The 21777-nt window shown below is 34.3% G+C and carries 18 protein-coding genes and 1 tRNA gene; 7 read left to right on the top strand and 12 right to left on the bottom strand.

All coding sequences use genetic code 11. The annotated features are described in order from the left end of the window. Window positions 1-159: 159 nt before the first annotated feature. The 10 genes from Trichorick_RS03275 to Trichorick_RS03230 all read right to left on the bottom strand — a co-directional run bounded on the left by Trichorick_RS03275 (window position 160) and on the right by Trichorick_RS03230 (window position 14037). Window positions 160-1356 (bottom strand): DEAD/DEAH box helicase, encoded by a 1197-nt coding sequence (locus Trichorick_RS03275; RefSeq protein ID WP_323738822.1) that lies wholly within the window; start codon window positions 1354-1356, stop codon window positions 160-162. A gap of 1176 nt (window positions 1357-2532) precedes the next feature. Then, window positions 2533-2739, bottom strand: a complete 207-nt coding sequence (locus tag Trichorick_RS03270) for a cold-shock protein (protein ID WP_316354261.1) — start codon at window positions 2737-2739, stop codon at window positions 2533-2535. Between the two features lie 343 nt (window positions 2740-3082). Then, window positions 3083-4561, bottom strand: coding sequence for a UbiD family decarboxylase (locus tag Trichorick_RS03265; protein WP_323738821.1), 1479 nt, complete (start codon window positions 4559-4561; stop codon window positions 3083-3085). 83 nt (window positions 4562-4644) lie between these two features. Continuing rightward, window positions 4645-5724, bottom strand: coding sequence for an LptF/LptG family permease (locus Trichorick_RS03260; protein ID WP_323738820.1), 1080 nt, complete (start codon window positions 5722-5724; stop codon window positions 4645-4647). A 353-nt stretch (window positions 5725-6077) separates the two neighbouring features. After that, window positions 6078-8324: a polyribonucleotide nucleotidyltransferase gene (gene pnp / locus Trichorick_RS03255; RefSeq protein ID WP_323738819.1), complete on the bottom strand. Its 2247-nt coding sequence runs from the start codon at window positions 8322-8324 to the stop codon at window positions 6078-6080. A gap of 296 nt (window positions 8325-8620) precedes the next feature. Then, a complete protein-coding gene (rpsO, locus tag Trichorick_RS03250) occupies window positions 8621-8890 on the bottom strand; it encodes a 30S ribosomal protein S15 (protein ID WP_323738818.1) in 270 nt (89 codons plus the stop codon). Between the two features lie 18 nt (window positions 8891-8908). Then, window positions 8909-9796, bottom strand: coding sequence for a tRNA pseudouridine(55) synthase TruB (truB, locus tag Trichorick_RS03245; RefSeq protein ID WP_323738857.1), 888 nt, complete (start codon window positions 9794-9796; stop codon window positions 8909-8911). A 71-nt stretch (window positions 9797-9867) separates the two neighbouring features. Continuing rightward, a complete protein-coding gene (locus tag Trichorick_RS03240; RefSeq protein ID WP_323738817.1) occupies window positions 9868-11373 on the bottom strand; it encodes a carboxypeptidase M32 in 1506 nt (501 codons plus the stop codon). Further along, the gene (locus Trichorick_RS03235) at window positions 11370-12689 is read right to left on the bottom strand and encodes a class I SAM-dependent methyltransferase (protein WP_323738816.1); all 1320 of its coding nucleotides are present in this window, start codon (window positions 12687-12689) and stop codon (window positions 11370-11372) included. The genes Trichorick_RS03240 and Trichorick_RS03235 overlap by 4 nt, the downstream gene beginning before the upstream one ends. 37 nt (window positions 12690-12726) lie before the next feature. Then, window positions 12727-14037, bottom strand: a complete 1311-nt coding sequence (locus Trichorick_RS03230; protein WP_323738815.1) for a class I SAM-dependent methyltransferase — start codon at window positions 14035-14037, stop codon at window positions 12727-12729. Window positions 14038-14173: 136 nt separating this feature from the next. On the opposite strand from Trichorick_RS03230, the gene yidC reads away from it, so the two are divergent. Genes yidC through Trichorick_RS03215 form a run of 3 tightly spaced genes read left to right on the top strand, consistent with a single transcriptional unit; the run spans window position 14174 to window position 17345 of the window. Beyond that, the gene (yidC, locus tag Trichorick_RS03225) at window positions 14174-15865 is read left to right on the top strand and encodes a membrane protein insertase YidC (RefSeq protein WP_323738814.1); all 1692 of its coding nucleotides are present in this window, start codon (window positions 14174-14176) and stop codon (window positions 15863-15865) included. 21 nt (window positions 15866-15886) lie between these two features. Then, the gene (gene yihA / locus Trichorick_RS03220; RefSeq protein WP_323738813.1) at window positions 15887-16474 is read left to right on the top strand and encodes a ribosome biogenesis GTP-binding protein YihA/YsxC; all 588 of its coding nucleotides are present in this window, start codon (window positions 15887-15889) and stop codon (window positions 16472-16474) included. Next, a complete protein-coding gene (locus Trichorick_RS03215) occupies window positions 16431-17345 on the top strand; it encodes an amino acid kinase family protein (RefSeq protein ID WP_323738812.1) in 915 nt (304 codons plus the stop codon). The genes yihA and Trichorick_RS03215 overlap by 44 nt, the downstream gene beginning before the upstream one ends. Window positions 17346-17423: 78 nt before the next feature. On the opposite strand, the gene trmB is transcribed toward Trichorick_RS03215, so the two are convergent. Beyond that, window positions 17424-18098, bottom strand: coding sequence for a tRNA (guanosine(46)-N7)-methyltransferase TrmB (gene trmB, locus Trichorick_RS03210; protein WP_323738811.1), 675 nt, complete (start codon window positions 18096-18098; stop codon window positions 17424-17426). A gap of 101 nt (window positions 18099-18199) precedes the next feature. Between trmB and Trichorick_RS03205 the strand changes: the two genes are divergently transcribed. The 4 genes from Trichorick_RS03205 (at window position 18200) to Trichorick_RS03190 (ending at window position 21268) form a co-directional block, all read left to right on the top strand. Then, a tRNA-Ala gene (locus Trichorick_RS03205) sits at window positions 18200-18275 on the top strand. Window positions 18276-18318: 43 nt separating this feature from the next. Next, entirely contained in the window at window positions 18319-18969 is a 651-nt protein-coding gene (locus Trichorick_RS03200) for an amino acid ABC transporter permease (RefSeq protein ID WP_323738810.1), read from the top strand. After that, window positions 18966-19688, top strand: a complete 723-nt coding sequence (locus tag Trichorick_RS03195; RefSeq protein ID WP_323738809.1) for an amino acid ABC transporter ATP-binding protein — start codon at window positions 18966-18968, stop codon at window positions 19686-19688. The genes Trichorick_RS03200 and Trichorick_RS03195 overlap by 4 nt, the downstream gene beginning before the upstream one ends. A gap of 137 nt (window positions 19689-19825) precedes the next feature. Further along, window positions 19826-21268 (top strand): Ppx/GppA phosphatase family protein, encoded by a 1443-nt coding sequence (locus Trichorick_RS03190; RefSeq protein ID WP_323738808.1) that lies wholly within the window; start codon window positions 19826-19828, stop codon window positions 21266-21268. A gap of 2 nt (window positions 21269-21270) precedes the next feature. On the opposite strand, the gene Trichorick_RS03185 is transcribed toward Trichorick_RS03190, so the two are convergent. Further along, on the bottom strand, window positions 21271-21573 hold the full coding sequence (locus Trichorick_RS03185; protein ID WP_323738807.1) for a DUF721 domain-containing protein: 303 nt from the start codon (window positions 21571-21573) through the stop codon (window positions 21271-21273). Window positions 21574-21777: the final 204 nt, after the last annotated feature.

The following is a 21777-nucleotide window of genomic DNA, read 5'->3' as shown; positions in this document are numbered from 1 at the left end:
TTTCCTAAAATTTCCTCTCTTATATCTACTGATCTGACAGGCTCTAAACAATTAATTATAAAAAATTTCAGGCTCAAAGTGTTCAAGTAGTTATCCTCGAACCAAAAGCCTTGCTTTATTTTTTATATTACTCCTGTGAAATTGAATTGATGTGAGACTTTAACTATATTTTCTTGAAGCATCAACTCGCAAAGTATTATTCCGCGGGGCATTACTCCGCACAGCATTACTTCGTGGAGCGCCTGTATTACGTTTGTGCTTTGGTCTTCTATCTAAACTTGGTCGCTTATGCTCAGTTAAATAACTAATACTGCTACGTTCCATCTTTTCACCAGGATGCATCAACCTATGAATTGCTTTCCACTTTAGCCCATCTTGAGGAGTAATCAGATTTACAGCAGCACCTACCGCTCCCGCTCTGGCGGTACGTCCGACACGATGAATATAATCTTCTGGACATTGAGGTAGATCATAATTTATCACATGTGCAATATGAGGAATATCCAAACCACGTGCAGCAATATCTGTTGCCACCATAATCCTATACTTACTAGTACGAAATCCATGAATAACACGCTCACGCTTGTTTTGACGTAAATCACCATGAATTGCATCAGCGCTATGTTGATCACCGCGTAATTTAACCGCAAGTTTTTCTGCGCCATGTTTAGTTTTTACAAATACTAAAATTGAGCCTTCTCTAATATCTAATTGTTTAAGCAATTGTTGGTATTTATCAGTTTCAGTAGTATTTATTACTTCTTGCGTTATGTTTGCAGCTGGGATAATGGTAGAACCCACTGACACACGCACAGGTTGCTTTAAATATTTTTCTGAAAGTTTGACAATATTAGCCGGTAAAGTTGCGGAGAACATCAAAGTTTGACGCTGTAGTGGTAAAAACTTAGCTATCTTGTCTAGCTGTATACCAAATCCCATATCAAGCATTCGATCACTTTCATCCAGCACTAAAAAACTAGTATTATGTAACGTCAGACTATTTCGTGTTAAGTGATCATTAACTCTACCTGGAGTACCTACTATTAATCTAGGACGTCTTTTTAGTTGCAGAAATTGTTTAGACATCGAGTCTCCACCTATTAACAAGCTGGTTTTAATCGAACTTTCTTTGCCAATCAATTGTTCTAGTGTAGCCATAACTTGCCCAGCAAGTTCTCTAGTAGGTACTAATACCAATGCTGAACTAAGTGTATTTACCAAGAGATTCGCTACAAGTGGTATGCCAAAAGCAGCAGTCTTTCCAGTTCCAGTTTGAGCTGATCCTAAAATATCTCTACCTTCCAAAGCTGGAGGTATAGCTTCCGCCTGAATTGGCGTCGGTACATTAAATTTCATGCACTCCAACGAGAATAGAAGCGGCTGGGGCAATCCCAACGTATCAAAATTTTGCATAAGTAACTCCTTAAAATATATATAAAATTATAAAAAACTTTAATTTAAACGTAATGCTAACTCTGTTTTAGACTTAGCTTATTTTTAGTTAGATCATGTATTCTGACATATGTCTACGTAACTCCAGTTACCAATTAAAATTGCTAAAAACTCCCATTTCTACCTCTGAGCTAAGAAAGCGAAGCTCCCTCAGCTCAGACGGTTGGAACTGATCTCTGTGGTGTTTAATAAAATATTATAATTGGCAACTCGCGTTACGTAGAATGACGATAGACTTCTTTTAAAATTATTTTAATAGTTGCTGTCAAAGTTTGCGCAAGCCTAAGCTTAGGTTGAATAAAATCTTCATCATCAATCAGTCTGAAAAGAAGTCTATTGCTACAGAATGGTTGAATAGAAGCCAGTTGAGCCTTTTAGAGTCTCAATAAACGAACGTATTAAATCAAATTAGCTAGAATTATTTAGGTGGTAACAACAAGTGAATTTATAAAACAAAACTGGATCACGAGCAGTAAATTCTTGTTTACATCTACCCTCTAAGAGTATGTCTTAAAAGTACATCCAAGAGGTAATTTTGTTATCAAAACTTGTCTCCGTTCGCAACCAACTTAAAGTACGCTGCGGAACTAGACTTCGTTTTTGTTTGAAAAACATTCTCTTATGATCGAGAGTGTTCAGTAAACCATACGCAGCAAGTTAAGAAAAAAGGTCTATATCAATATTAATCGTTTGAGCTAAGACCATTTATAGTTGAAGCAAAATTACTCGTTTTTTGAATTGCTTCGCCTCGCAATAACGTTCATATCGCTTATTTTTCCTTAACTTAACGTGTAGATTCCTGCAAACACTTTACCTTATATCTACTTTACTTTCAAGATATACTCTGTAGTGATAACCATAGGCATGACTAAAACTTACTGCACGTAATGCATTGGTTTTGCTATAATAGCATAATATAGAAAGCAAGAAAATCATTGACCGTCTTGGAAGCTTTCTTTCTAGACAACACTTGCACTGATTTGCGCACTCTAACCATCAACATATTCTGGTTGCATACTTAACCTCTTTGCATTTTGTTTCTATTAAGCAAGCTGTAGAGAGGTCTATTGCGTTTACTAACTAATTTAATAATTTGAGATTAGCAGCAGAGGTTTTATTATTGCTGGTCGCAAGCTCATAGCTTACACGCTGTCCTTCATTTAGCATTGAAAGTCCAGCACGTTCAACTGCACTAATATGAACAAACACATCTTGTCCACCTTGTTCAGGTTGAATAAAGCCAAAGCCTTTAGTCGGATTAAACCATTTTACAGTACCATTTGCCATTCTTGTCTCCTACGACATCTAGCGTTATTGCCTTTTCACTATAAAAAGGACGAAGAGCTTTTCTATCGGTATTATTATACATCTCTTCCTATTTGAACTGGATAGATAAGATATAGTACCGACTTTACTCCTTAATAAAACGCTATCGTGATTAACTGCGAAAGGAGCACTATATACCTATATAGTATATAGTCTACAACCGCTAATAAGTAGCTTATTATACATGCAAAGAGTACTATGAAAAACTCGTATAAGTTCATGATACGTGATAATTAGCCCAAAGTCAATATCAAATCAACATTGTTATTTAATATCTTTGGAAAGATTAACAAATATAATGCCATTAAGAATTAATAATATGCCAGATTTTATCAATTTTATTAATAACTTCTGCACTCATGCTAATTTTTTCTCCCCAATTTCTACTGGTTTCAGGTGGCACCTTATTGGTAGCATCAATTCCCATCTTACTACCTAATCCTGATTTAGGCGAAGCAAAATCCAAATAGTCTATAGGTGTATTTTGAATGAACACCGTATCCCGATAAGGATCACTGCGAGTAGATATCGCCCAAATCACTTCTTTCCATTCCCGTATATTAATATCATGATCTACTATAATTACGAATTTCGTATACATAAATTGTCTTAAATATGACCAAATACCCATCATAATTCTTTTAGCATGCCCTGGATACGACTTATTAATTGAGACTACCGCAACTCGATACGAGCACCCTTCTGGAGGTAACCAGAAATCAGTAATTTCTGGAAATTGTTGTTGAATTATCGGCAAAAATATTTCATTTAATGCAACACCAATGATCGAAGGTTCATCCGGTGGCTTACCGGTATAAGTACTGAGATATATTGGCTTATGTTTCATAGTAATGGCTTTAACGTGAAATACCGGAAAACATTCAACATCATTATAATAACCGGTATGATCACCAAAGGGGCCTTCCGGTAAATATTCATTTAAACTAACCTCACCTTCAAGAACTATCTCAGCACTAGCCGGAACCTGCAAATCTATACTTATACAATCTACTAGTTCTATTCTTTTGTTATTTAACAAGCCGGCGAAATGATATTCTGAAACATTATCTGGTAAAGGCATAGTGGCTGCCATGGTAATTGCAGGGCTAGCCCCAATTACTGCTGCCGCCGGAAATGGTTGACTACGACTCTCGCACCAGCGTTTGTGGTGCTCTGCACCGCCACGCATCTTTAACCAACGCATTATTAGCTTATTCTTACCAACCGGCTGTAACCGGTAAATACCAAGATTATAATTATCGATCATTGCATCACTTGGTCCTTTGGTTACAATAATCGGCCAGGTAATAAGCGGACTAACATCTGCTGGCCAACATGTTTGAATCGGTAATATTGTTAGATCTGGATCTTTAATGACTAATTCCTGACACGGTGCTCGTGATACTTTCTTAGGAGACATTGCTAATATTCTTTTGAATACCGGCAACATTGAGAATGCTGACCTTATTGATGATGGTGGCGAAGGCTGCTTTAACATTGCCAGTAATTGCCCTAATTCTTTTAATTCTGTTGAATTATTTAGACCAAAACCCATAGCAATACGTTCAATACTAGCATATAAGTTGGTTAATACCGGAATTGTTGACGATGTTCCATCTTGCTTAATTACATTCTCAAACAATAAAGCTGGACCATTAGCTTCTAAAAATCTTTTACTGATTTCAGTAATCTCAAGATACGCTTGCACCGGATAACTAATGCGTTTAAGTTGCTGTTTTTGTTCCAAGAATTTTAAAAATTGTGGTAAATCATAAAAATTCATACTCACCTTGCTTCATATAAACTTCTGTTGAAAAGGAGCGAGTAGTACAAATCTTCAAGCACAACAACACCAATTATTGATTTTCACCAAGTATATAGGAAAATGCCTCCCAATATACTTATTAGACAATTTATATATGAAATATAAATAAAATTAAAATCTCGTGATGCAATATTTTGTATGGTAAAATGGTAGAAAGCAATAATTAGTATTATTAACGCAGTAGTCAATAATTGCTTAAACTGAGACTTCTTGTTATAGGGATATTTTAAGAAAACCGCCAACCCAACAAAAGTAAATATTAAATTATATAACGGCCAAATCAATCTTTGATGTCCTTCCACCCGCAATTTTATTCTTCTTGATTCAGACAACCTAGCATCCGGTGATAATAATTCATCAATATAATACTCATTAATATCACGATTATAGACATCTTTTTCTGTGGAGATCAAACTATTATATTTTAATTCAAGGACTAAGCTATCAAATGCTAATCTAGTTAAATTGCCTTGCTTATCATAAGCCTGCCTAATACCTTGCTCTAATTGAAGTAAAGGGTTATTGTCTACTATCTGAAAATAGCCAGAATTTGCAAATAATATCGCTGGTTTCACTCCTCTCTCACGGTTATCAAATAAAATAATACCTTGCAAACTACCATCTGGTAATTTTCTATCGACATAAATAGTTACTAGTTTTGAAATTTGGCTAAAGGTTTTTTCACTAATGATATTAGAAGCATAATTATTTTTTATAAAGCTCAAATCCGATTTGAGTTTTATAAAAGCAGATGGCATCAATTGGGCAGCAATATAATACGAAGATAACGTTACAATAATAGCAATTAACAAGGCAGGGGTCGCAAGCTTTGCATTACTAAGACCAGCATTTCTTAAAGTTATTAGCTGTCTTTCTTCATTTAAACGATGATAAGTATAAATAACTGCAAGCACTGTTACAAACGGTAAGATAATGAACAACAAAGACGGAATTATTAGTATAATTAAATATAAAAAATGTTTTAGCGCTATACCTTTATCAATCAAATATAATAATTTTAGTATTTGAGTTATCCATACTACTCCAGTAATTACAAAAGTAATTATAATTAACGACGGTAAAATACTCTTAGCAAGATAACGCTTGTAAATTAATAACATTATAAAAAATTTATTTAAAACTAGGTACTGTATATGTTTATACACCCTGTATAACGCGAGCACACAATGCTCTTGAACACTGGCCGTCATCCCAAACTGACCCATCCTCACGAAAATTGTTGCTAAGTGTGGATGATCCCAAACAGACGATGTCATCCCGAACCATGCCCTGAACTTGTTTCACGGGTTGTTTCGGGATGACAGCATGCAGTATGACAGTGCGCGTTCATGATCCCGGACACTAGTGTACTTAGCTAGGAATAGCATCAAGAGTATTTAAAAACTTATAAAGCTCCCAGAAATATACACATAACCTAGCACATATAACTACACCTCTTAAAACGAAATATTACTTAAGTGAAATACTTACGCTCCTTTGTTGTATTCTGTTCTTCTGGAGTCTGTTGCCATTTTTTATTTGATGGCTGCTTATTATCTTTATTATCCTCTCTAATATTATTACCAACAGTTGCTGGCGCTGCTGCTACCGCTTCCTCAACACCAGCGGCTATTATTTGGTCACTGACATTTTTTATGGTCAATTTTGCCTTGCCTTTATTATCAAAACCAACAATTTTAACTTTGACAACCTCACCATGACTTAATACCTGTTCAACAGATTTAATTTTGCTATGAGAAATTTCGCTAATATGAACAAAGCCATCTCTGTTTCCTAAATAATTTACAAAAGCTCCAGCTTCTAAAATTTTAACTACTGTACCATCAAAGACATCTCCAACCTGTGGATCAAAGGCAATTGCTGCAATCTTGGTAATTGCTGCATCAATTTTAGCTTTACCAACTGCTGATACTGAAATAGTACCATCATCAGCAATATCAATTTTGACTCCAGTGCTATCACAAATCTCACGAATTACTTTACCACCAGGGCCGATGACTTCACGTATTTTATCCTTATCAATCTTAAATGTTTTGATTACTGGCGCGTACTGGCTAACATCAAGGCTTGAGCTGGCAATAGTTTTACACATCTGCTCTAAAATATGAATACGTCCAATTTTTGCTTGCGCTAATGCTTGCTCCATAATTTCAAAAGTAATGCCATTTACTTTGATATCCATCTGTAACGCAGTAATCCCTTCATGACCACCAGCTACTTTAAAATCCATATCACCAAGATGATCTTCATCTCCTAAAATGTCAGATAATATTATAAAACGCCCATTTTCCTTGACCAATCCCATTGCTATACCTGACACTGGTTCTTTTATTGGTACTCCAGCATCCATAAGTGCCATCGATGCCCCGCATACTGTAGCCATTGAAGAAGAGCCATTAGATTCAGTAATTTCGGATACTATCCTAATAGAATATGGAAATTGTTCTTTTGTTGGTACTACTCTATTCAGAGCACGCCACGCCAACTTACCATGACCAACTTCTCGACGCCCTGGAGCTCTTAGTGGCGTAGATTCACCAACCGAATAAGGGGGAAAGATATAATTAAGCATCAGACTTTCTTTATATTCACCTTCCAAACCATCTATAATCTGTTCGTCTTGACTAGTGCCGAGAGTAACTACAACCAAACCTTGTGTTTCTCCTCTAGTAAATAATGCAGAACCATGAGCTTTAGGCAATAATGCTACCTGACCATCTATCTGCCTGATTTCTGTTGGCTTTCTACCGTCAATCCGAATCTTTTTTTCCAGCAGATCATTACGTAGAACCTCCGCCTCCACTTCTTCAAAAGCAGATTTAATTTGCAACTCTGAAAATTGAGTTTCAGTATTATTCTGTATTTCTTCTACAACCTGACTTATAATCAACTGCAATTGGCGCATTCTTTGATGTTTGCTATCAATAGTAAAAGCGTCGCGAATCGCTGTTTCTTTCATTTTTCTGATTTGTTCTTTCAATGTAGCTGGAAATAATTCACAAATCTCCCATTTTGGTTTACCAGCATCAATGACTAACTCATTAATTATTTGAATTACTGGTTGAAAAGCTTCATGACCAAACTTTATCGCTTCAAGCATTACTGCTTCTGATAATAAATCTGCTTCAGATTCGACCATCATTACTGCACTACTAGTACCAGCCACTACCAAATCAAGCTTACTATTTTTTAATATTTCTGATGATGGATTTAAAACAAATTTTTCATTAACTAAACCTACTCTGCTAGCTGCAACAACATCCAAATAAGGTACGCCAGACAAGGCTAAAGCAGCAGAACTGCCAATAATTGCCAAAATATCGGTATTACATTCAGGATCGTATGAAAGTACAGTACAAATTACTTGGGTCTCATTAAAAAACGTCGAATGAAATAGCGGCCTAATTGGTCGATCAATTAAACGTGATACTAAAACCTCACGCTCAGAACCTCTACCTTCACGTTTCAAAAAACCGCCAGGAATTTTACCAGCAGCAAAAGCCATTTCTCTATAATGTACAGTTAAAGGGAAAAAACTCACTCCTTCTTTTATTTCCTTATTACTAACAGTAGTACATAGCACCACTGAATCACCCATGGTAACTAGCACAGCTCCATCTGCTTGACGAGCGATTTTACCTGTTCTAAGTTCCAGAGTTTTACCGTCCCATTCAATTTTTTTAACAATTTCGTTAAACATTATTTTTTATTCCTTAAAAATATTATTTTTTTAGCGATATATGAAAATGCTCAATTACAGGCATTAAATCACCATTAAACGCTCAAGGCTCGGCATAGCTAAATATGCTAGCAAACTTGACTGATTCTTGCTTTTACACAGAAATAACAATTGAAGTTGAGTAGAGTATACTCGGTCAAAATCAAGGAGTGCTAGGAGTCTTGGAGCCTTCGGAGCGCAGCGTACACTTGAGTACGTGAGCACCGCAGATCTCTAAATGACGACAACGCAATCCGGCAGATTTTCACCGAGTATACCTATTTTCTGATCCCTAGCTCATTGATAAGTGATAAATACTTACTCAAGCTCTGTTTTTTAATATAATTTAATAGTCTGCGCCTGCGACCAACTAACATCAACAAACCACGCTTTGAAGCAAAATCCTTGTGATTGGTCTTAAAATGCAAAGTTAAATTATTAATTCTTTCTGTAAGAATAGCACACTGTACTTCAACAGAACCAGTGTCGTTCTCACTAGTAGCATATTTTTTTATTAAAGATTGTTTAATCTCCGCTGTAATCGACATCACACTTTCTCCTTTTAATTAATTTAAGTTAAATACCCTTGAAGACTTAAAGCAATTATTGTTTAAACTACCAATCGCTACCAATATATTTCGATGCCTAACCCAACATAACTCAAGGTCGTACCCATACTCAAATATACATTTGATGCCAAATTTGATTTGCTTTACTTGCTCTAACGTAGCTTCCAATACCGGGATGTCGTCCAGCACTGCTTCAGTCTTTAGCATTTTTGTTTCAAGAAAATCTTGAAGAACTAGTGGCGATAATTCAATAAATTCTTCTACGTTTAATGAGTTGTCAATAAAAAACTGTCCCACCTGGGTTCTGCGCAATTCTATCACAAAACCCAAACTTTGCAAGGATAAAGCTATATCCTCTGCTAATGTCCTGATATACGTGCCTTTGGAACATTGCGCTAGATAGCTAGCACTATTTTCTTGCTCATTAACTGCCAGACACTTTAAAGCATAAATTTGAATTGTTCTCGGCAATATCTCAAATTGACTATTTTGTCTTGCTAACGTATACGCCCTAACTCCACCAATTTTTAATGCCGAGAATTTTGGCGGAACTTGCGTGATAGAACCAATAAACTTATTACATACATCAACACATTGATCTTTATTTGGGAAGTTAGTGGTAGTTGCAATGACTTGTCCACTGGCATCTGCTGTATCAGTTTTAGCACCAAACTTGATTGTAAAAACGTAAGTTTTTTTAGCATCAACCAGTACTCGCACGAGTTTCGTAGCCTCACCTATTGCTAGTGGCAACACCCCTTCAGCTTCCACATCCAAAGTACCACAATGACCTACTTTACTACCACGTAAAGCTCTCTTGATTATAGCGACTATTTTTGCAGAACTTATACCCAAGGGCTTATAAATATTTAACCAACCATGCATAGATATACTCATTAAACTGATACTGATTGGCGCTGTCGCTCTCTCAAACTAGAAGCCTACCTATCATTGAGTTATAAGTATTTATTAGTTAAATACTGCATAAATATCTCTGGTTGAATAGTATCGTATCCGGTAGCATCTTGCAAAAGAGCTTTTGAAGTTTTCAACGAACCATATTGTCTTAAATTTTGCGTCAAAAATAAATTCAAAGAGCTAAAATCACCTTTTTGTAAAGCACTAGGAATATCAGGATATACTTCTTTTGCTTTTGCCATTAGTTGCGCAGCAATAATAGCGCCATTAGTATATGATGGAAAATAGCCAAAAGCTCCCCATGGCCAATGTATATCCTGTAAACATCCTTCTTGATATGAACTTGGAATAATACCTAGATATTCCTGCATTTTCTGATTCCATAACATTGGTAAATCATCTACCGTTAAATCACCTTCAATAAAAGCTTCTTCTAACTCAAATCGCATTATTACATGCAGTGGATAGGTAACTTCATCAGCATCTACTCTAATAAAATCCGGCTTTACCAAAGTCAGCAGCTGATAAATATTTGTTCCTGAATATTCCGTACCACGTAATCCCAATTCATCGCGCAAAATCTTTGCTAAAAACTCGGTAAATTCTCTAGATTTTGCCGCCTGCATTTCCATAATCAATGATTGACTCTCATGGAACGCCATCCCTTTTGCTTTACCTACTGGTTGATTGCGATATTCAAGCGGTAAATTCAATTCATACAGCCCGTGACCTGTTTCATGAATCACCCCTAATAACCCAGATAAAAAATTGTTTTCCTCATATCTGGTAGTTAATCTAACATCATCAGCGGTACCACCACAAAAAGGGTGAGTAGATTCATCAAGCCTGCCACGCGTAAAATCAAAACCCATAATTTCCATAATTTTCTTGCCCAGCATTTTTTGTTCAGGCACACTCATAGGCTCAGTAATCGGCAATAATTTTTCTTGCCGCTGTTTCGCTAAAATTTTTTCTAACAACTTAGGCAATTGTTGTTTTAATACAGCATATACTGACTTTATCTCTGCACTACTACTATCTGGATCATAACTATCAATTAACACATCATATTTTGGCATATTAAAATATTCTGCTTTGATTTCTGCTATTTCTTTGGTTACATCTACTACTTGCTGTAAATGCGGCCTTAATAAATTAAAATCATTATTTTGCCGTGCTTCTCGCCAGACAAACTCACAATTAGTTACAGTATGACAGTGACGTGCTTGTAATTCCTCGCTAACACAACTTGCATGTAAAAATTGACGCTTCATCTCTCTAAAATTTGCCTGTTGCCAGATATCCAGAACCGCAGTATCTTGCTCTGCTGCCGTAATTAAATTTACTGTAGTCTCACAAGTTAGCAGCTTATGAATTACAGAAGAAAGAGTGGTAATCTCTTGCTGTCTACTAGCTGCAGATTTTTTTGGTAAATTAACTGAATAATCCCAATGAATAATACCAAGCAAATTGTTCAAATGCCCAATTTGCTCAAAACGACTGGTTAATTGTAGGTAATTATTAATTAAATTTGATGAACTCATAATTTTTCCGCCGCGTAATCTATGTATGGAGCGATTGATTTGTGACGAAGAAATAATATCCCTGCTTCAAAAAATGGAGTCAGAGCTATTTTAGCTTCATTGATTAATAATTCATCTGAAAGATCGCGATTTAACTCTTGTCTGATAGCATCAAAAATTTCCTGCAAACTTTTTGTACCATCGATCATATTTTTGAATATATATTTTGTATACTCTGACATACAAAGTAATAAGTTAATATTACACCTTTGGGCAATATTAAAACTAAAATTTACATTCATACCAGCTACCAACTTATTATTTTCTATATAATCATAAGCATGCTTTGGAATATAAGAAGTATTATAGTAAAAATAAGGAATATTATCTAAATCAGCGATAGAGGCCACTGTTTCCTGTTTTATAGATACAAAAAATTCATGCTTAGTGATCTTGCCTGTAATTAGTTCATAAATTGCTTGTTGATTAATAACATCCTTATTTTTAACCTTAAGCAATAGCTCAGAGTTCCGTATATAATTTTTTGATTCCAATAACAACAAACTTTCTAACATACTAAATTCTACAAAATGTAGACCAGCATTGTTAACAAACTCATACATTTCAGGAATTGAATAAGCACGATCCTGCTTATGTAAAAGTAGATCATACAATCCACCATCCTCTGCATGATCATGATATAATTCTTTACTCTTTTTAAACCAGTTAGTGTCAGGCAAAGAACCAAGAAGAGCTTTGCAATTTATTATTTCTTGTGTTTTGTTATGAACATTTGAATTTATTAGACGCATTAAATTCTGTATCTGATACACTCCTTCACGTCCATATTTAGCATAAATCATCAGATGCATGCCGCCACGCATTGACAAGGAATCGTTTAATATTTTCAATCCTTCATCCGGAGATGCGAGATGATGAAGCACTCCACAACAATTAATAAAGTCAAACTTACCTAATGCAAGTTTTGGAATATTTAGTATGCTATCATGAATCCAGGTGATATTTTTTAAGCCACGTACTTCTGCACGCTTTTGCGCTATTTCCATGCTCGCTTTACTAAAATCCAGATAGATAATTTCAGCGTTAGTGTTTTTTAATTGTTCACCAAGAAAGGTTGAAGCGTCGCCAGTACCGCCACCGGCTACCAGAACACGAAATCCTGACTTAAAATCTTCCTTACCACAATATAAATAATGGTTTAATGCTGCTAAACAATCACCAATTGTTGAAATCAACCTCTTATTTTCATCTTCAGGATATCTTAACGGATATGGATATTCCTGATATTGTTCTTGTACCACCAATAAATCTTTCATTCGGGTTACCTATAAATCAAAAAACTATATCGAATCACTAAATACACTCTTTAAATTCTGCTATTGATTTATCACGAAGAAATAAAATTCCAACCTTAAAAAACTGAGTAAATATAATTTTACATTCATTAATTAATACTGCATCTAATATATCCCATTTAAACTCTTTTCTTATAGCATCAAAAATTTCTTGCAAGCTTTTTGAACCTTCAATCATGTTTTTAAATATATACTTGGTGTATTTAGAAACATGAATAGTAATATCTACATCTTGTATATAGCGACAATTTAATTTGAACTTGATCTCTTGGCCTATAAGCACTTGACCGCTATCAATAAAATTATAAACCTGTTTTACTAAATCAGTTTCTGGATAAAAATATGGTATGTTATTCAAGCACGCTAAATCTGCAACAGTATTCTGATTTTTAGATACATAAAAATCGTGTTTTACTACCGTTCCTACAATTAATTCGCTAATTGCTTGTTGAGTGTGAATATCTAGTTGTTTAATTTGAAGCAGCAACTCAGCATCTTTTATGTACTGCTCTATTTCTAATTTTAACCGCTGTTTTGGTGATGCAAAATCTACAAAATGTAAACCAGCTGCGTTAACAAACTCATACATCTCAGGAATTGAATAAGCTCGATCCTGCTTATGCAAAAACATATCATATAACCCAATATCACCAAATAATATATGATCAGCTATAAAATCTTGCGACTTTGCATACCAATTAGTATCTGGTAGGATCTCAATTATAGCTTTACAGTTTTCTATTTCTTCTGCTCTACTACTAACATCGGAATTAATCAATTTCATCAGATGTTGTATTTGATAAACACCAGCACGCCCATATTTAGCATAAATCATTAGATGCATGCCGCCACGCGTTGACAAGGAGTCGCTTAATATTTTCAATCCTTCATCCGGAGATGCGAGATGATGGAGCACTCCAGAACAATTAATAAAGTCAAACTTACCTAATGCAAGTTTTGGAATATTTAGAATGCTGTCGTGAATCCAGGTGATATTTTTTAAGCCACGTACTTCTGCACGCTTTTGCGCTATTTCCATGCTCGCTTTACTAAAATCCAGATAGATAATTTCAGCATTAGTGTTTTTTAATTGTTCACCAAGAAAGGTAGAAGCATCGCCAGTGCCGCCACCGGCTATCAGAACACGGAATCCTGACTTAAAATCTTCTTTACCACAATACAAATGATGATTTAATTCTGGCAGCCCTTCACCAGTTACATGTAAAAGACGCTGCGTTTCTTCCTCTGGATCTCTAAGCGGATAAGGATAATCCTGATAATGTTCTTGTACGGCTAATAAATCTTTCATTGATGATACTCATTGGTTCTAGAAACAGATGGATTTGAAGATTCTTAGATTATATATCCCAAATTAACGTTTGTAATTCTTGATTATTTTATCCAAATCCTATAAAACCTCAACTGAATCTTAAAAAAATCATAAAATGAATCATAATATTACTAATTTAATTGCTGCTATAGTTCTTTCTGTGGGGATTATCTTTGGGTGGCAACATTTTTATGAAAAACCTAAACTTGAAAAATTGACTGCTTCACATAAAGCCTATAACCAGCAATTAGAACTGCAGAAACAAACTACTGCTATTGCAACAACTAATACCAGGGCTGAAGCTATTGCAACTACCGAAAATCTTCGAGTGCAGATTACATCACCTTCATTGTCTGGTTCTATTAATTTAAAAGGACTTAGGTTTGATGATTTAACATTGTCGAAATACAAGCATGATCTTACTCAGAACAGCAAACCAGTGGAATTATTATCTCCATCTGCGTCAGAAGATGCTTTTTTTGTGGAAGTAGGTTGGTTTAGTACTGATGTCACTAATTTACCGAATAGTAGTACGCAATGGCAAACGGATAATAAGGAACTAACGCCGACACAAGCTGTAAATTTGACCTGGATCAATCCTGAGGGGGTCGAATTTCTTGTTAATATTAGTATGGATAATGATTACTTATTTACCATAAAACAAACTACCACCAATAATAGTAACCAAAAAATTGCAATCCAATATTATGGGTTAATTAACCGTAACTACACTAATAAAGAAAAGGCTATAAACATCTTACATCAGGGATTAATTGGCAGTATCAATGGCGAGTTGCAAGAATATTCCTACGAAGACATCAAGGATAAGAAGCTTCATAAATTTTCCATGACCTCAATTAATTGGCTTGGCATTACCGATAAATATTGGCTGACCGCATTCATTCCAGACGCTGGTCATCAATATAGCTCAAACTTAAATTACGCTATAAAAACCGGGTTTGAAAAATTTCAAGTAGATTTTATGTCGCCCTCACAACCTATTGAACCAGGGAATATATCGACAGTAACTCATCGATTATTTGCCGGAGCCAAGAAAGTTGATTTACTAGATAAATATGAACAACAATACAACATCAAGCTTTTTGATCGAGCCATTGATTTCGGTTGGTTTTACATCTTAACCAAGCCGGTATTTAATGCTATGAGCTTTTTTTACAATTATGTCGGTAATTTTGGAGTAAGTATCTTAATAGTAACAGTAATTATTAAGTTGTTGATGTTTTCTTTAGCTAATAAATCTTATCGTTCAATGAAAAAGATCAAAAAATTACAGCCTGAGATTGAGCGCATTAGAGCCTTATATAATGATGATAAAATGCGATTAAATAAAGAAATTATGGAATTATATAAAAGAGAAAAAGCAAGCCCACTATCAGGGTGCTTACCGTTATTCGTACAAATTCCAGTATTTTTTTCCATCTACAAAGTATTATATGTAACCATTGAAATGCGTCATGCACCGTTCTTTGGTTGGATTAAAGACTTGTCCGCTCCAGATCCTACTTCTATTTTTAATTTATTTGGCCTATTATCTTTTACGCCACCAAGCTTCTTATTAATTGGTGCTTGGCCAATCTTTATGGCGCTAACTATGTTCTTACAACAAAGGATGAGTCCAGAACCTGCAGACCCTACTCAGGCTCAGGTAATGAGATTTATGCCACTGATTTTTTTAGTGATGTTTAGTAGTTTTCCCGCTGGTTTATTAATTTATTGGTCATGGAATAATATTTTATCTATTATCCAACAATACTACATCAATAAATTGGATAAAAACAGTAACTAGCGGAATATTTGAGGATGTTCAATGACTATATTCAGTGGGCAGGCTGTGTTTACCGCAGGTGCTGCCGAAATTGACAGAATTCCTCAATATTTTTTGCCAGAAGTGGCTTTTATTGGTAAATCTAATGTTGGTAAGTCAAGTTTAATTAATGCTGTATGTAATCATCATAATTTAGCAAAAGTATCTAAAACTCCTGGTCGAACTCAACAAATTAATTTTTTTACGGTAGCCAACAAGATTATTTTAGCTGATCTGCCAGGATATGGTTTTGCTGATGTTCCAGATTATAAACATCAAGAATGGGAAAAACTTATTCTTTATTACCTAAAAAATCGTTATAATTTAAAATTAATTAATGTACTAATTGATGCGCGACGTAACATTAAGTCTCATGATCTAGAAATATTAAGCTTACTGAGCTCATATAACAGGCATTTTCAGATAGTATTTACTAAGATAGATAAAATTTCAGATAAAACAGAGTTATTGAATTCTAGTAAAAATCTGCTTGCAAGTTTAGGCTACTCATGTAATCTAATTACGACAAGTAGCAGGAGCAGAGAAGGTGCAAAAGAATTGCAGTTTAGTTTGGAACGCATCAGATCATAAACAAAAAAAAGCTAAAAACATTGCTGATTTTACTACTAGCGACATGATAAAAGATATTATCTTATGCAGTAGTGAGATTAAAGATCAGGTAATAGTAATTAAACTACCATCAATAATAATAACTAATGATCTTCTATTAACCAATTTTGTTGAAAACATACGATTAATAAACTTATGTAATGCAAGAATTTGTATTGTTCATGATCACGCCGATCTCATTGGGAATACACTTAAAGACTGTGAATTTGATGAAAAATTTATTAATAGTCTAAAAATAATAGATCACAAAAGTGCTCAAATAATTGAAATGGTCTTATCCGGTTATATTAGCAAGTTAATAGTGTCTAAATTATGTAAAGTAGGATGTCATGCTATTGGTATTTCCGGCAAAGATTGCAATTTTATTCAAGCTAGAAAATCAAGATTTATTTACAAACAACCCACAAGCAATAATGATATAATTAATATAGAATTTATTGGTGAACCGGTAACGATTAACCCTGAATTGCTCCTTAGTTTTGAAGATCGTGATATTATTCCGGTAATTTCCCCAATAGCTAATGACCAAAATGGTTGCACTACTTTACTTGATGTTAATCTCACTGTTGCTGCCATTGCTGCTACCTTAAATGCAGGTCATTTGATCTTACCTTTGACCACAGCAATATTAGGGGATAAAAACTTAAAAGTTAAAGATACTCAGGTACTACAAAATATTTTACTGGATGATACACATGACCCAGAGATACGAAACTTGCTACAAACGGCAATTAACGCTCTTAATGATAATATATACTGCGTACATCTTATCGATGCCGTATTACTTGACTCAATTATATTAAGCTTACTGATGGATGCAGATTCTGCTTAGAAACCCTGAACGCTCACAGCTTTAGACCTCTTTCACAAACTGATTCTTAGCAAGAAAATTTCGACGACAAAATTACCGTTAGGAATCAGTTTGTGAAAGAGGTCTTTTGATAGCATGTAAAAACCTGGTAGTTCTCCCTTCGATTTGCGCTTTATTATGATATTTTGTCACTATATAATTATTAGGTTGATTTAAAAAATCACTGTCTAATTCTAATGGCTTAAAGCTATTATTCTTAACTACTAGATCTTTAGTAGCAAAAAAATAATCATCAACATCTGAAGCAAAGATAAAGAACCCTCCTGGTTTTAATTTGTTCTGTAATATATGAAGTCGTTCGGTATTTAGAAAGCGTTTTTTATGATGTTTACGTTTTGGCCATGGGTCGGGAAATAATAAATAAATACCGCTTAAGCAACCAAGAGGAATATCTTTGATCATCAAATCCAAATCATCAGGCCATAACAAAATATTGCGAATATTTGCATCCAAAGCAAGTTTAAGAACATTGGCAATACCATTGAGATATGCTTCAACCCCGATAAGTAGTTGATCAGGTCTATAGCATGCTTGATGAATAAAATGTTCTCCCATACCAAAGCCGATCTCAAGAATTATAGATCTATCTACAAGATGATCATCTAAAGAATTATTATTCCACAAATATTGCGCTAAGGTATCTCCCAGAAGATTTTTTTGTGATTTAGATAGACCCTTGCCTACTCTTCGTGAGAATGAACGATTAGGTGACATCAAAGATTTTTAATATACATATAACCATAATCTTGCAATATAAAAGAATTACGTTATAATTCCAGTCTTTGTAATTATCAAGATCAAAATTTTTTCGTCAAGGGGTCATAGCTCAGTTGGTAGAGCGTTTGAATGGCATTCAAAAGGTCGGCGGTTCGATTCCGCCTGGCTCCACCATAATTTCAAAAATAGATCTTCACTCAGATAATTAGGTTTTTTGATGCTTGCTGAATTTATAACCTCATGGCCATCAGCTAGCTTTATCATCCAAGGAGCAGTTGTTACTTTAAAATATAGTATTATAGCAGTTTTTTTTGGTTTAATTATTGGTATATTTTTAGCTTTATTCAAAATGAGTAAACATTTTGCTATACGAACATTTGCTCATATCTATACTTCGATATTCCGTGGTACGCCAGTATTAATTCAGTTAAGCATTATTTATTTTGGTATGCCGAGTTTGATAGATATAAAATTTAATATATTTACCGCTGGTGTATTAACATTTTCATTAAATTCTGGAGCTTACGTATCCGAAATAATTAGAGCTGGAATAGAAGCTGTTGATAAAGGTCAATTTGATGCCGCAAGAGCTCTAGGTATACCTCAAAGCTTAATGATGAAGGATATTATCTTGCCTCAGGCTATACGTACTATTTTACCTTCATTAATCAATGAATTAATTAATTTAATCAAAGAATCAGCTATTATTTCAATGATTGGTGAAATGGATATCATGCGCCGCGCACAAATGATATCTGTAGAAACATACAATTTTTTTATACCTATGTGTATAGCTGCAGCAACCTATTATTTTCTGGTATTAGTGATTAGTTATTTGTCAAGAATATTAGAGAAAAAACTAGCATGATTACCCTTGAGAAAATTTCTAAAAAATATGGTGATAACTATGCCATAAAAAATATTACTTTAAATTTTGGTAATGGCGAAACAGTTGCTATTATTGGACCATCCGGTAGCGGTAAATCAACATTACTTAGATGTATCAACCATTTAGAAGAGCCTACTAGCGGTCATGTACTAATTGGAGGACAAAAATTAACTAATAGCAACAGAAGAAAGTTATGCTTAAAAATTGGTATGGTATTCCAGGCTTTTAATCTTTTTCCACACATGAATGTTCGTGATAACTTAATATATGGCCCGATAAATGTTTTAGGGTTAACCAAAGAAGCAAGTGTTATAAAAGCCATAGAGTTATTAAATAAATTTGGCTTAACAACCAAACTATTATCCAAACCAATAGATTTATCAGGTGGACAAAAGCAGAGAGTTGCTATATGTCGAGCACTGATGATGGAGCCGGAAATAATATTATTTGATGAACCAACTTCAGCACTTGATCCGGAAGTAATTAAAGAAATAATAGACGCAATATTACTACTAAAATCACAAATTACTATGGTGGTTGTTACTCATCACCTTAAATTTGCTGTTGCAATAGCCGATCGTATTATTTTTATGGATCAAGGACAAGTACTTGCTGACCAAAATAAGATAGATTTCTTTGCTAAACCAAAATCACATCGAGCACGGTTATTTCTAGAAAATATTGGCGATTTAATGTAAATAAGACCCATTTGTTATAATTTAAGCGATAAAATTGTAGCAAAAACTGGTTTAACCGTATAAAATGTTCTGTTCATCTTATCAGACTCTATCCATCCATTTTTGTAATTAATTTATAGTAAAAGTAGGGAATATAAATGCGCTCGGCGATTATTGATATTGGCTATAATGCTATAAGGGCTGTAGTTTATGAACGAGATAGTTTAGGTGCTCCAGAAATTTTTAATGATAAATTTAAAAGTGATATTCCAAGCTTACTTGAGATGGAAGATATTGATGTTAAACACCAAACTTACTTATCATTAAAATATCTAATACATATCTTTAACCAATTATCGGTCACGACGATTAAATGCGTTGCGACCGCAGCCTTAAGAGGTCACCCAAGAACCGCAGAGTTTAAACAACTAATTAAACAAAAATTTAATATAGAAATTGATGTCATTTCCGGTGATCGTGAAGCATATCTTACTGCAGCCGGTTTATTATCTGGTATAAATGATGCACACGGTATCGCTGCCGATCTTGGTGGCGGTAGCCTAGAGTTAGCGTCAATCGCTAATAAAGAAGTAGGCAGCTTAAAATCTTTACCATTAGGCACTAAAGTCATAAGTGCAAACAACCTTGATAATTTAGAGCTAATTACCAATATAATACGAACAGAATTTGGTACTTTTCATTATCCAAATTTATATTTAATTGGTGGAGCCTTTCGTTTAATTGGTAGATTCTATATGGATTTTGTCCATTATCCATTAAAGAATCTGCATAATCTCGAAATACCTCGTGCAGATTTTGAAATATATTTAGAAAAATTAGATCACATTCGAAGAATCAAACCGGTTTACGAACAACGGAAAATTGATTCTAATGCAATTTTAGTAGCTAAAGCTATGCTAGATGTCTTTGCTTCAGAAAAGGTAATAATTTCAAATTACGGCCTTAAAGAAGGGGTAAGATTTATTTCATTACCCAGAGGCGAACAAGAAAAAGATATAGTCTACGAAAGAGTGAAAGCTTTAGTAAAACTTGATGACAATATCTGCAAACTTGATCAATATAGCGCAGTTATCGCTGACCTTTTAATAAAACCTGATGCTACTACATCTGATATAGTAAAACTTGCTATTATGCTTGCACATTTCAATAAAAATATTGATAAAACATTGAGAGCTAATTTTGCAGTAGAATTTATTTTAGCTTCTGATATTCCTTTTAGTCACCGTCAGCGTATAATGCTGAGTTTAAGCCTGGCATGTGCATATAATTCCAAATCTGACCTTTATATTAATAGATTGGCCAAAAGGATGATTAGCAAGCAAGATTATTGTAATAGTCAAATAATTGGTAATTTTATTAAAATTACCAAAGAAGTTGATGGGCCGGAATTTCATATGCCGTCGTTTTCATTACATTTAAAAGATAAATATATTGAAATTTCAACAGCAGAAATTTTACCTAGAGTAATATTTGGTAAAGTTTGTGAACGTTTAAAAGATATTGCTTTTGCTAGAAAAACAGCGCAATATTACACACCTTATTCTTACAAAAACTACATAACATCACCAATCGATGCTTAAGCTTATATTATTAAACGTAACTTATGTATCGCCTTAAATCCTAAATATACGGCTATACGCTCAATTATTAGCTCTTGTTGAAATGATATTTCTAAGGATAATGCCGCATTATCGGTTTTTATATATAAGACATTTATCTTAATTCCTTTTTCACGATAAGTAGATATCTTAAAAGGGCTAGATTTCTGGCTAAAATCACCTCCCACAATTTTTGTCCAATTCATCATAATTTCTGCAAGCAATGGATCTTTCTTACCAACAATATTTAAGATTATTTTATTAATATCATCAATAATTGGTTTCATCTCTTAAGCTCCTAATCTGGAGAGTGTTATAATAGATCTCTGGCTTAAGCACCTCTTTACCGCCATAGCACAACGAAGTCGAAGCAATTCAGGAAATGAACAGTATATTTAGGCGTTCATTTTCAATTGACTATAGTAAATTATAACATAACATAGAATAAAATACTGATGAAAGAAATAAAACAGGAATTTTTTGGACATTAA

The sequence above is a fragment of the Candidatus Trichorickettsia mobilis genome (genome assembly GCF_034366785.1).
GTDB classification, from domain to species: Bacteria; Pseudomonadota; Alphaproteobacteria; order Rickettsiales; family Rickettsiaceae; genus Trichorickettsia; species Trichorickettsia mobilis_A.
This window is presented reverse-complemented; position numbering and strand designations above follow the sequence as displayed.